Genomic DNA, 13309 nt, shown 5'->3' with positions numbered 1-13309 from the left:
GGTGTCCGGGGTCGGCTCGGGGAGCTGCCACACGGGCATTGCCCCGTGGACGACTCGGCGCAGCCACTGATTGTTCTCGTCCTCAAGGAGGAAGCTCCGCACGCCACCAGGCCCGTTCTCGGCGTCGAGGACGCGGAAGACTCGCACCTGGTCACCGCGGCGTTCGTCCGGCATCGCGATCATGTCGCCTTCGCCGATCTGGGCTGCGTTCGACGGCCGCGGCCGGTCGATACCGGCCGGCGGAGTGTGGCCTGCCGCGCGGTCGAGGTGATCGGCGGCGCGCAACGCGGCACGCCCCTCGAATGTAGACGGGTCTGCTGACGCTCGGAGTTGGGCGGCCAGAGCGGCGGCCTGGTCTTGAGTGACGGGCAGGTCCGCGGCGATACGGACGGCTGCCTGCTGGGCGTCGGGGTCGTCGTCCGGGCCGTCGGCGTGGTCACTGATGACGTCCCGGTCGCCCGTGGTCAGCTCCGGGTCGACGGTCGGGCTGTTGACCGGCTCGATGCGGTGAGGCGGCTCGTGCACGGTCAGGTCGTCCGGGGCTTCCGGAGCATCGTCCGGCCCCAGTTCGGGCGCGGTGTTGTCGGCGCTCTGGGCCCGGGGGACGACCGCGGAGGCGTCCATGTCCATCTGGCCGATCTCGCCCGTGGTGGTGTCGGCGAAGTCGATGGTGACGCGGTCGCCGTCCCGGCTGGTGCCGGTGACGGCCACGGTGGTGAGAGTGCCGTCGAGGTCCAGGACCACGATGTCGTTCTCCTTGAGGTCCGCGGCCGCGGGGTTGTCGATGCCGGTCACGGGGTCGGTGTCGGGGACGTCGTCGCGGACTTCGCCAGAGACGCGGAGGTCTCCCGCGCTGCGCGTGATCGTGCCTTCGGCGGTGGTGATGGTGACGCGGTCCCCGTTGACCTCGTCGACGGGCCCGAGCAGGGCGCCGTCGGTGTCGGTCACGATGTGCCGCGGGGTCACGCGCTGCCCGGACGCGGTCCAGCCGTCGGGGCGGTCGCCGCCCGTCACTGTGAGGGTGTTCGGCGACAGGCCGTCGGCGGTGTCGTCGTTGTCCCAGCGCACGGACACGGTGGTGTTCGTGGCGCCGGTGACGGTGCCTTCGCGGGTGCGCAGGCCGTCAACACCGGTGACGGTGCTGCCCGGGAACAAGCCACGGCCGTTACGGTCCGCGGGGATCACGTCGGGCAGGGTGCCTGCCTGTACGGCGCTCTGGGCGCCGCTGGCCGGCGAGCCGGGCACCACGTCGTCGGGCGCCTGGGCGCGCGCCGCCGTGGCGTTCAGCGGCGTGAAGACGTTGCCGCGCTTGCCGGTGCCGTCCGGGTTCGCCGTGACGTACGTACGCCACATGCGCTCGGTGCGGCCGTTGCGGGTGGCCTCCACCTCAACCGGGCCGGTGAAGACGTACCCGGATCGCGTGACGGCGCGGCCATTCCTCGTCCGGCCGTCCATGCGGACCATGTCGCCCTGGACCAGGTCGCGGACTCGGGCCCAGTGCGCGGGCTGGCCGCCGACAGGCTCGGGTTCGCCCTGCGGCTCGTCGTCCGGCGCGGAGGGTGCGGCGGGCTTCGGCTCCGCGGGGGCGCCGTCCGGAGCGGGTTGCTGGCGTCTGGCGGGAGCCGGGGTGCTCGACGGCTCCGGCTGCGGCGTGTCCGCGCGGTCGCTCTGCTCCTCCTCGCCAGGACGCGGTCGGCGGAAGGCGGTCGGACGGTCCGGGGTGTTGCGGAAGTGGAACGAGCGGAACGGAGTCTCGCGGATCTGCCCCTCCCCGCGAGCGGGGTCAATCTCCTGCACCCGGGATTCGAGGTCCGCCGTGTAGTCCGAGCCGTTGGTGAAGGGCCAAGTCCCAGTGCGGTTCATCTGACGGACGATTAGGGGCTTCGAAAGTCGGCCGCGTTCAGTTACCGGGCGGTCCATGTCGCCGACGCTGATCGCGGTGATGTCGTCACCGGCCAGGGCGTCCCGCACGTCGACGGGGATCGTGTAGCCATCTGCTGCCTGCTGGGCACGCCATTCGTCGTAGTACCCATCCAGAGCGTTCTCCCAGGCCAGATACCTCTGCGCCTTTCCCACCCAGTGGTCACGCACGCCTTCAGCCTGTCCGTGGGCGATCAGCCGCTTGGCAACGGCCTCGCCGAGGGTGTCCCCACCAGATCCACGGAACGCAAGAGCACGGTCCGCTGCGTCGGGTGCATCCCACGGGAAGGGATTCCCGTCAGCGTCGCGAATGCCCTCAAGTACCCGGGCGTAGGCGAGCGCTTCGTCACGGTCGTAGGTCCGGGCCAGCATCTCCATCGACCCGGGGGCCATGACGTACCAGTTCGCTGCGATGGGGTCCGGGTATGCCTCCATGATCGCGAGACGGCCGCCCTCGGACATCTCCAGCGTGGCATTGTCCGCGTACCGCGCGTGGAACCGCTCCCCGACCGCCGAGGGGTGGCTCGGCGGGTCCAGCTCACTGCGGCGCAGCCGGTCACGGATCTCGTCGACGTTGGCGAAGCGCGGGAGTTCCGTGGCGATTTCCGACACGTCAGCGCCATCACTGCCGGTCTCGGTCTGCTCGGCGGCCGCCTGCTGGCGCTGCTCCTCCTCGAACTGTTCCCGGTCGATGCGGTCGCGGTCGCGGTACTGCTGACGGAACTGGTTGTAGGTGATGCGTCCGCCGTTGGCGTTGTACCAGTTGACCAGTTCCTCGCTGGCGTACTCCTTCCAGCGTCCGAACTTGGCGAGCTCACCGCCGGAGAACAGTTCTCGCTCGCTCGGGCGGTCGTTGCCGTACTTGTGCTTGCGGTTGAAGAAGTAGGCGTTCGTCGCCTCGATCGCCTGCTGGTAGCGGGCCTCGTCGAAGTCGGCGAACTCCGCGCGGATGATGTCCTCGCGGGTGCGACGCACTCGGGGAGCGTCGGTACCCGCGAACCCCAGGGCTTCATCTACGGCCTTGGAGCGGCGCTCGGCCTCTTCGGCGTCGGCCGGCGGGGTGTCCGGAAGCACGTCGCGAACACGCTGGTCGGTGTAGCCGTCGCGGCGGTCCATCTCCGCCATAAGGCGCGCCTGGTCCTCGGGAGTGAGGTCGCTGCTCCACGCGTCGACCAGCTCGTCGTCATCCAGGCCGGTGAGGTCGTCAGGCAGCGGCTTCCGCTCCGGCTCGGTGTTGGCGGCGCGCTGCTGCTCGAAGTCGTCGCGAGCAGCGTGCAGGGCGCGCTGCAGGTTGCGGCCCTCCCCGTCGCGCCACTGCGCCACGGTGCTCGGGCCCCAGGGCTGGTTCCAGTCGAAGGGCTGTCCATCGCTGCCGGCGATCCCCTCGAAGCGGCCGGCCAGTGCGCGGGCCTCCTCCGAGTCTTCGGTCGCCAGGGTCAGGCCGGGCAGGTTGGTGCCGTTTCGGGCCTGCGCGAAGCGCCACAGGGTGGTGCCGTCCTCCTGCCGTTCCGGCCATGCCACCAGGCCGCCGCCGGGGGACAGCACCATGCCGTCCCGTTCGGCGGCCTGGGCCAGGGCCGCACGTCGTTCCGGGGTGTCCTCGGCGGAGGTGAGTCCATCGCCGTTCTTCCAGGCGCGGCGCAGCGAATCGACGTCGCGGTGCCGTGCCGGGGTACGGGCGCGGCCGCGCGCAGCGCTGCCGTCCCCGTCGCCACTGGCGTCCGGCATGGTGAAGTCGGGCAGGTTCAGGTGCGGCAGGCCGGGCCCGCCGGGGCCACCAGGACCGCCGTTGCCACCACCATCGTTGCGGCGTCGGCGACGCCGGCGGCGGTTGCGGTCGTCCTGCTCGTCCTCAGCGTCCGGCTCGCTCTGCTCGTCGTCGGTGTTGTCCGGCGTGCCGTCAGGGCTGTTGCTGCCCTCCTCGTCGTCGGCCGGAGCGTCGGGGGTACCGGATCCACCCCCGCTCGGGGAGTCTTCCGGGCCCGTGGCTCCGCCGTCGGCGTCCCCGTCGCGGCGCTGCTGACGTCGCTCGTTGTCAGTCTCGTCCCCCTGCGTGCGGTCCTCGTCCTGGTCCTCTTCGGCGTCTCCGGCCGCGGGCGCGGGAGTGTTGGTCTCGTCCCTGTTGTCGCCGTCCCGGCGGTCGTTGCTGGCTTCGGGCTCGTCGACGTCGCTGTGGCGCGCATCTGCATCATCGGGGATGGCCACGATGTCGCTCGGGCGGAAGCTCAACGGCTGGCCCTTAACACGCCAGTAGCCCTCTCGCTCGGCCGGACGCTCCACCGTGACGTTCATGTGCTCGCGGCCCGCGTTGGGGCCCGAGCCGCCGCCCCTGCGCGCGACGATCCGGAAGCGGTCGCCGGGACGGGGCTGAATCTGGGAGCCGTCAACGGCCTGCCAACCCTCTGGCACACGGACCTTGGCCGCATGATGCCGACCGAGTTCGCCCTCGATCCGGCGTGCCAGGTCGGAGGAGTCCTCTCGCCCTGGGTTGCCCTCCTGAAGCCGCTCCACCAGGTCAGTGCCGCGGATCATCGCGAACTCGGTCCGGACGGTGTCCTTGCCGTTGAGCGTTACCTGCGCCTCGACCTCGACGCGGACCTGCCCATTGCTGAGCACCGGCGTGACACCGATGACGCGTCCCACCATGTGCATCGGCTCGTTGTAGACGGGGTCAGCAGAGACGGTGTGCACCCAGTCCTCGGCCCGGATCTCGGACGCCGGAATCATGTCGCCGTCGTAGCGCTGCCGTACCGCGGCGAACTCGTCGACCGACTCCGGGGCCGTGCTCGGCGTTTGGTCAGTTCCTTCCTCGGCGTCGGGCGCCTCGCTGCGGGCCTGCTCCTCGTTGTCGGTGTCGGGGATCTCCTCGTCCGGGTAGCGCAGGCGCACCTGGGCGTCGGCGTTGTAGAAGCGCTCCTGGCCGTCGTTGGTGACGATGCGGGTCCGGCCGCGGGGGGTCTTGACCGGCGGTTCGGCCACGGTGTGCGTGCGGCCGTCGGCGTCGGTGTACCGGTCGCCCTCCTCCAGCTCGGCGGCGTTGCGCATCTGGGCCGGGCGCAGGTCACTGGTGTCGCGGCCCTCGGCGTCGGCGAACATGTCCGGCGTACCGGTCTCGTCGGCGGGACGGTCCTCGGGGTTATCCGGGTCCGCGGCGCTGTCGGCCTGGCGGGTGGTCGGCTCGTCGACGTCGAAGAGACCGCCGGATTCCTCGGTGGTCTGCTTCGGCTTCGGCTTCTCCTCGCCCTTCGGGGCGCGGCCGGCGCGGCGGGCTTCCTCGGCTTCGAGGACCTGCAGGCGGGTGCGGTCAGCGCCGGACAGCTCTCCCGCCATTTCGCGTTCCATCAGGTCGACGATCTCGTCGCGGATCTCGCCATCGTCCATGGAGGACGGGGCCTTTGACCCTTCGGGGCGGACGGCGTCGAGCTGCTGGGACACCTCGTCGGGGGTCATGGTGACGGTGTCGGTGTCCGCCTGGTCGTCGACATCCTGGTCCTGGTCCTGGTCGTCGCCCTCGTCGCTGGGGTCGTCCGGGCTGGGGACGGCGGCCGGCGGCTCGTCGCCTCCGTCGCCCGTGCCTCCCGCGGCCGGGGCGTCCGTGCCGGCCACGTCGACGTCCGTGTCGGCGTCCGCGGTGTCGTCGTCGCTGCTGCTCGTCTCCGGGATGCCGGTCTCCGGGGTGTTGCTGGGCTCCGGACGGATACGCGCGAGCGCTTCCCGCACCTCGTCCTCGGAGAGGCGAACGGTGTCGTCCTGCTCCGGGGCCGGGTTCTCCCGGTCCCACTGCGCCAGGGCAGCCACAGCCTCATCGACGGCGGCTTGCAGCGGCTCGCGCTCCTCGCGCCGCCCCTTGGCGATCTTCTCGCGGTCCTCCTTCTTCTTGTACCGCTCCTTGTCGAGTTCGTCGGGGTCGATCTCGGGCTTCGCGTCGAGGTCGGTGACCCGGGCGACGATCTCCTCGAGCAGGTTCGACCGCTTACGGGCGTGGTCGATCTGCGGGGTGAGGTCCGCGGCCGCGTGCGCGGACTGGAGCAGGGCTATCTGCTGGTCCAGCTCCGGCATCTTGGCCCGGTCCGACTCCTGCAACGCCGGTGCCTTGTCGAGGGCGTTGCCGAGGCGAGTGATCATGCCCGATCCGGCGGTCGTCTTCTTCAGGTCGTCGACGGTCCGCTCGAAAGAGGAATTGCGGAGGTCGGGGAACCCGACGTGCGCGACGAGCTTGCCGTCCGCTGTCTTCTCGGTGCGGACGCCGAAGTCGAGGCCGCGGAACTGGCCGATGATGTGCCAGTCGCTCATGCCCTCGCGGTTGTGCTCCAAGAGGCGGCTGGTGATCTGCCGGTGCAGGGCTTTGCCGGCGTCGGAGCGTTCGCCGTACGGGGAACCGCCGATCGTCATGCGGAACCGGTCGCCGGCCTCCTGGATGCGGGGCAGTGCCTGCTCGCGGCGCTGGATGCCGTCGCGGGTGTCCTGGGACTCCTGGCGCAGCACACCGAGGGCTTCGGCGCGGCGGATACGCTCGGCCGCCTCGTTGTGCTGGTCGATCTCGAGGTCCTTGAGACGGCGCTTGGCCTTCATGAGCTGGCTCATGAAGGGGTTGCCGCCGATCTCGGCTTCCATCGTCTCGTAGTCGAACTCGGCGCCGTCGATCTCCTGGACAACGTCGCTTGAGTCGCCGTCCTCCGGCTCCGGCCGCTGGATGTCGACCAGGCCCTCGGCCTTGGCAGCGACGAAACCGGCCTTCCAGCCGTCCATGGAGCCCTTGGTCGCGAAGACGTCGATCTCGACCTCGGGGTTCATGTTGCCGTAGCGCAGGACTCGGCCGTTGCGCTGCTCCATCTGCGCCGCGCCCCAGTCGAGGTCGACGTGCGAGAGGGAGATCATGCGGTCCTGGGCGTTCATGCCCGTGCCCGCGACGGCGCTGGAGCCGATCATGACCGCGATCTCGCCCTCACGGGCACGGCGGAACAGCTCCGTCATGTCCTCGGGCTTGCCGGACTTTTTGGCGTCCTGGACGAAGGCGATCTTGTCCTCGGGGATGCCGCCCGCGACCATGAGCTGCTTGAGTTCGGCGTAGGCGTCGAAGTTGCCCTTGTTGTTGCCGCCCGGGACGCCTTCGTTCAGGAAGATCATCTGGAGGGCGCCCGGAACCGGGTGGTTCACGATGCTGTCGTAGGCGACCGGATAGATGCGGTCCTTGTTGGCGTGGTACCGCTCGATGTGCCGGTCTGCGACGGTCTTGAGCTTGTTGCCGGCAGGGGCGTTGGCGTCGATCAGCCGCGGGTCCAGGGCCACGCTGGTGCCCTCGTTGGACACCGCGAGCATGTTGTCCTGGTGGCGGTCGACTTCGCCGTTGTGGATGGCTCGGCCGCGGGCAACGAGCCCCTTGAGACGCTTCTTCTGGTCGGGCGTCGCGTCGACCATGATCAGGTTGGGGGCGCCGCCCTTGACCTTCGGCCGGGGAATGCCGACGTCGTCAGCGCGCTTGGTGTCCGCGACCAGGCCCCACATGGTCTTCATGGCGCGCTTGTTGTGGAACTCGCTGAACCGCTCCACGACGCGGAGGCCGGAGCCGTCGGGGGCGTTCTCGATGCGCAGGGTCTTGCGGCCGAAGGTGTTCGCCCACAGGTCCGGGGCGCCGGCCTTGTAGGCGTCCAGCACCCACGGGGCCGCGAACTGGAGCATGGTGAACTGCTCGCTGATGCTGTTCGACAGCGGCGTGCCGGTTGCGAGCGTGATCGTGGCCCGGCCCCCGCGGCGGCGGTGCAGGTCGGTGGTCTTCTGGTGCAGGTCGACGCCGCGGAGAGATGCCGGGTCGCCGCCGGCCTCCTTGGAGCGGAAGCCGACGCCCTTGTACCGGTGCGCCTCGTCGACGACGAAGTAGTCGAAGCCGAGGTCGTCCCAGTACGTCTCGCCCGGCTTCCGCATCGGGGCGGCGTTCTTGTTGATGTTGCGCTGGACCGTCGCGATGCGCTGCTCGATCTTCGCGACGATGAACGGGTGGTTCGGGTTGTCGGCGTCCTCGTACTGGCGGTCAAGCTGCTCTCGCAGCGCCTCCAGCTCCCGGAACTCGTACTCGTCCTGAGCCTCCGGGCTCATCTTGATCGAGCCGAAGGCCTCTTCGGTGAAGATGACCAGGTCCGGCTTGTTGGCGCGCAGCCACTCCAGCGTGCTGCCGCGACGGTCTCCGGCCAGGTCCGCCGAGGTGATCAGGTGAACGTCGGCGTTCGGGTACAAGAATCGGGCCTCGTTGTACCACTGGCGTGCCAGGTGGTTGGGCACCACGGCCATGGGCTTGTCGATCTGCCCGGACGCCTTGAGCGCCTGGGTGCCCATGACGAGCGTGCCGGTCTTGCCGAGGCCCACCTCGTGGGCGAGGATCACGCCCCGCTCAAACTGCATCCGGGCCGCGCCGGAGAGCTGCCATGCGTGCGGGGTCCGGTCGGGAGTGAAGCCCTCGAGCGTGGGCGACATGCCCTCGTACGAACGGACGATGTGCCCGTTCATGATGCGGTTGTACGAGTCGGTGAGGACGCTCAGCCGCTCGGCGTTCGCCGTGGCGTACTTGGCGAACTCGGCCCGCATCTGGTCGGCCTTCTGCCGAATCAGACGCGAGGTCGCCTCGTCGACTTCCTTGCGCTTGTCGTCCTCGTAGACGGTCAGCGAGCCGAAGCCGAGGATCGCGCGGGCGATGCTGACGGCGTCCTTGCCCTTGTTGCCCTTGATGCCCTTTTCCGGGTCGCGCGCGACGGCCGGGACGCCGTACATGACGTTGTTGGCCTCGGGCACGCGGCCGGTGTTGAGGATCCAGCCGTACCGGTCGTCATGCGCGACGCGGAGTGTGCGGTCGCCCAGGTACTCGCGCAGGAAGCCCTGCAGAAGCTCCGGAGGCGTCCAGTGGGCGCCCATCTCCGGGGTGAACTGGCCGATGGTGCGGTCCGGCGGCTGTACGGCCTCCAGCGCGGCCACGTTGACCGCGAACGCCGGGTCCCGCTCGGCGGCCTTGCGGGCAGCATCGAGCTTGTCGCGGACGGCTCCGGACAGGTAGGCGCCGGCCAGCTCGTATCGACCGGTCTCCGGGTCCTCGAAGATTTCCTTGCCCAGCGCGCGGATCGCGTCCTGGGTGTGCATCTCCAGCAGGCGGGCGATGCGGCCGATGTCCACCTGCCCGGTGGCGGCGACGACCGCGGCCAGGGCTGCTTTCGGGTCGTTGGTCGAGGAGAGCGGCTGGCGACGGGCGGCAGCGCGCTCGGTGAAGACGCGGGAGAGCACCGGTTCGCCCGTGTTGGCGTCCCACCGTTCCAGGGCGAGGACCGCCGCGGCGTCCGGGTCGGCGCGGAAGTAGCCCCACGCCGTCGGTCGGCCGCTCTTGGTGCGGTGCTGGCCCGGCTTGGACAGGGGCCCGTACTCGGCGACGTACGAGGCGTGCAGGTCGCGGAGCTGGGCGCGCAGGGCCTCGGCGCGCTCCTCCTCGTCGTTCTTCCGGTCCAGTTCGCGCAGCTCGGCGGCGACGTCGCGGAGCTGCATGAGGGCGCGAAGCTGGGCGGTGTTGCCGTCGGCCGGCTCCAGCAGGACCGGATCGGCGCCGTTGACGTGCTGGTAGAACTGGCCGTCATCACCCTCGTACAGGCGGCCGGTCCAGTCGTTCGCGTGCTTCTCCCGGGCGGTCTGGAGCTGCACCGGCATCCGCTTGTCGCCGTCAGGGTGCGGCTCGTAGCCGCGGCCGTCGGCCTTCGCCTTGGTGGCGATGTCGTCGAGCGCGGCCCGAAGCTGCTCGGCGGCCTTCGCCGGGTCGCCCTTCACGGTGACCTCCGGCCCGTACGGGCCGGACTGGGTGGTCAGCGTGCCGAGGATGTGCTCGGGGTGCTCGTCGAAGTAGGCGTTGACGTGGTGCGGTGTGCCGTTGATGTCCCGCTCGGGGGCGTCCAGCCATGACGTGTCGGCCGGTTCAGTGCCGTCCTCACGGCGGCGGAACACGAGGACGTCGGTGGTGACGCCGGTGCCGGCGTCGTTGAAGACGCCGGAGGGCAGGCGGACCGCGCCCACCAGGTCGCCGTACTTGGCCATCTGGCGGCGGGCCTTATCGCCCTTGGAGTCGAGCGTCTGGCGGGTGGTGATGACGGCGGTGATGCCGCCGGGCCGGACGAGGGCGATCTCCTTGGTGATGAACCCGTTGTGCAGGCTCTCCGCCGGATACCGCTTGTCGTCGAACGGGACGCGGGCGAAGGGCACGTTTCCGATTGCGGCGTCAAAGGTGCCCGGTCGGGCGTCGGTCTCCGCGAAGGACTCGTTCAGGACGTTGGCGTGCGGGTAGATCGTCTGAGCGATGCGCGCCGTGGTCGGGTCCAGCTCGACGCCGGTGAGGTACGCGCCGCTGGGGGCCACGCCGAAGAACGTGCCCGCGCCGGAACCGGCCTCCAGGACTTCGCCACGCTCGAACCCGAACGCGCGCAGACCGTCCCACATCGCCTCGGCGATGGGCTGCGGCGTGTAGTGCATGGACAGCACACCGCGGGACGCCTGCCGGAACTCCACCGGCGTGAGCACACGCTGCAGCTCGCTGCGGATGTCGCTGTACTCGGACCAACGCTCGTGGTCCTTCGCGAACTTGCCGTACCGGGTGCCGCCCTGCTGGTAGCGGGGCTCCTTCTCGTTCGGCTCGTTGGCGAAGAGGATCGGCACCGAGCCCCACCCGGACCAGCGGGCGAGGGTATGCCGCTCCTCCCAGGTGGCCGGCCGGCCGTTCTCCGCCTCCAGCTTCTTGAGGACCCTGATGGCCTCGACGTTGGCGGCAGCACGCGCGCGTGCACCCTTCGGGGCCTTGGCCGGGTCCGGCCGGAAGAACGACTGGTTGCCGCGCCGCCGGCGCCCTCCGGCTACGCGTCGTACATCAGGTCCCTGATCTCCTGCAGGTGCTGCTCCATCGGCGTCTGCTCCGGCGTCTTCTCCGCCCCGGGCTCCGGCTCCGGCAGAAGCTCCGCCAGGACCATCGCCGTCGCGTCCGCCCTGATCTGCTTGATCCGGCCGACCTGAGCCTCGTACTCCGTCGGCTCCGGAACCGTCTTCTCCAGCGCCTCCTCGGCCACCAGAATCGCCGTCTCGATCTCCCGGGCCTTCGCCGTCACGAACGCCTCCTGGTCCGCCGTCGCCGCCCACTCCTGCGGCCGGTACGTCGCCCAGTGCTCCCGGACCATCGGGCTGAACATGCTCATCGTCGTTGCCTCCCAGCGCTTCACGGAGCGCGGCCTGCTGTGCCTCGATCTCCTCGCGGGAGATGACCTTCTGGTCGTCGTTCCCGCCATTGTTACGGACCTGCTGGCGCATCGCGTCAATCGCGTGCAAAGCCACGTTGATGGACGCGAGTCGCGTCTTGGCCTTCGACCGGTCCGAGCTGTCCGCGTCACGGTCTGTGGCGCGCACGGACATCTCCCGTGACAGCTCCTCCGTCACGCGGTTGAGCTCGGCGAGGAGGCCCTCGGGAACCCACAGGTTCCGGCCCTTGATGTGGTGCCCCTTCTTGTCGCTGGGCACCAGGGGGTTCACGCCGTCGTCCCAGCCGTACCGATCCCGGAGCAGCTCGTAGAGGTACTGCCGCTCCTGGCTGGCGTTGGAGTTCTTGTCGGCCCAACGCTCGCTCTGGTACAGCTCCACGAACATCTTCGGCACGAACACGCGGCGCTTACGGCCCCAAGTCCGCTCACCGCGGGTCTCAGGATCGTTGTCGTACGCCTGGACCATTGCTGCCAGAGCCGCGGCGCGCGAGGGGTAGGCCGTGTTGCCGTGCCCCCAGGAGTTCTTGCCCCAGGTCCAGCCGACTTCGCGCTTGGCGCTGCCCCAGCCGGCATTGGCGTTGTAGTCGACGTAGCCGTACCCGCTACCGCCGCCAACGCTGATCATGCCGTTGTCATCGGGGTTGTCGACGCGGGCGACGAGCTGCTCAACCTCTGGCGTGGTGCTGCGGCGGTTCTGCTCGGCCTCCAGCGCGGCCATGCGTTCCTTGCGGGCCGCCTTGACGTCGTCGGTCTCGTTGTACGAGGAGCGGGCCTGGCGCAGCTCGGTGTACTCCGCGGCCAGATCCTGGTCGCTCAGGTTCTCGGGGGCGTCGCGGTCGGTGATGGCCCGCTTCTCCCGGTCGCGGCGCTCCGCCTTGACGTCCTCTAGGCGGCCCTCGAGGACCCGCTGTGCCTCCGGCGGTGCCTTCCGGAAGTCCCGCTTGAGTAGTTCGTTGTACTCCTCCGACAGTTCCTCGTCGGTGAGGTCCGCGACCGGCGGCCGGTCGGCGATCTGCGCGGCATGACGGCGCTGCTGTTCGCCAACGATGGCGTCGTGCCGACTCTGCAGGGCCTGACGCATGGTGCGCTCGGCCTCCGCGTCGTCGCCGGCGGCCTGGTGCATACGGACGCGGTCGCCGACGCTCTCGCGGGCCTGGACCAGGTCGTCCTCGGCCATCGTCGTCAGGTCGGTGTCGTCGTCGGCGAGGGCCTGCGAGCGGCGCCGCCGTTCGCTGTAGATGGCCCGCTCGACGTCGTTGGCTTCCTCGCCCTTGCGGGACCCGTACGTGCCGCGTTCCCGCTGTGACTCCTCGACGCGGGCGGCAATGTCGTCGTCGCTGAGCGACGTGGCGTCGCGGGCGGCGGCTTCGTCCCGCTCCTGCCGGCGGCGCTTCAGCTCATCGTCGATCAGCTCAATCTCAGCGTTGATGCGCTTGCGGTTCGCCTCGGAGCGGCTGTTCCGATAGGCCGCATACCGCTCGTTCTTCTTCTGCTGGAGGTTGACGTCCGTGGCTTCTGCGATCGTCTTGCGCAGCGCCTCGGTCTCGTCGACCGCGTTGGCCGGGGCATCCGGGGTGCCCGCGCCGGTCTCGTCGATGACTCGGACGTTGCGGCCCTGCCGGTTGAGCTTGGCCAGGACCTCCGTGATCCGTTCGTCCCGCTTGGCCTCGCTCATGCTCGACTGAGTCGAGTAGCCCCGCAAAGAGGGAGCCCACAGCATGGCGGGAACGTTGCCGATAGCGGTGACATCCTGCGGGTCGTCCTTGATGGAGCCGCGGAAGACCATGACCCGCTTGGCGGGCTTGCCTTCCTTCCCTGGCTTCATCACCCACACTGCCGTGACCCGGTCACGCTGGTCGGGGTTGTGGGCGGCGCGGTGTAGGCGGGCCATGACCGCGGCGCCCTGCTTCGGGTACTGCGGCACGGGAACGGTGACGCCGTCGATCTTGGCCTTCGGCGGGTAACCGCGCTCGCTGGTCGCGGCGACCTGCCCGTCCGGGCCGTACAGAGTGATCGACCCTCCGTCGTTGACGAAGTGGTAGCCGTCGACGCCTTCCACGGGCTCGGCGTTGTCCGGCAGCGCGGGCGCCTGCTGCTGCTCTGGGGCCTCCGGGGCGGGGGCG

At 70.0% G+C, this 13309-nt stretch carries 1 protein-coding gene; it reads right to left on the bottom strand.

Features of this window, described 5'->3' with window-relative positions:
- On the bottom strand, nucleotides 1-13309 hold a 13309-nt coding region (locus C1J00_RS45455; RefSeq protein ID WP_102911356.1), incomplete at both ends, for a helicase-like domain-containing protein.

Source organism: Streptomyces cahuitamycinicus (assembly GCF_002891435.1).
Classification (GTDB): Bacteria; Actinomycetota; Actinomycetes; order Streptomycetales; family Streptomycetaceae; genus Streptomyces; species Streptomyces cahuitamycinicus.
Note: the sequence above shows the minus strand (reverse complement) of the source record. Positions and strands in the feature narration are given on the sequence as shown.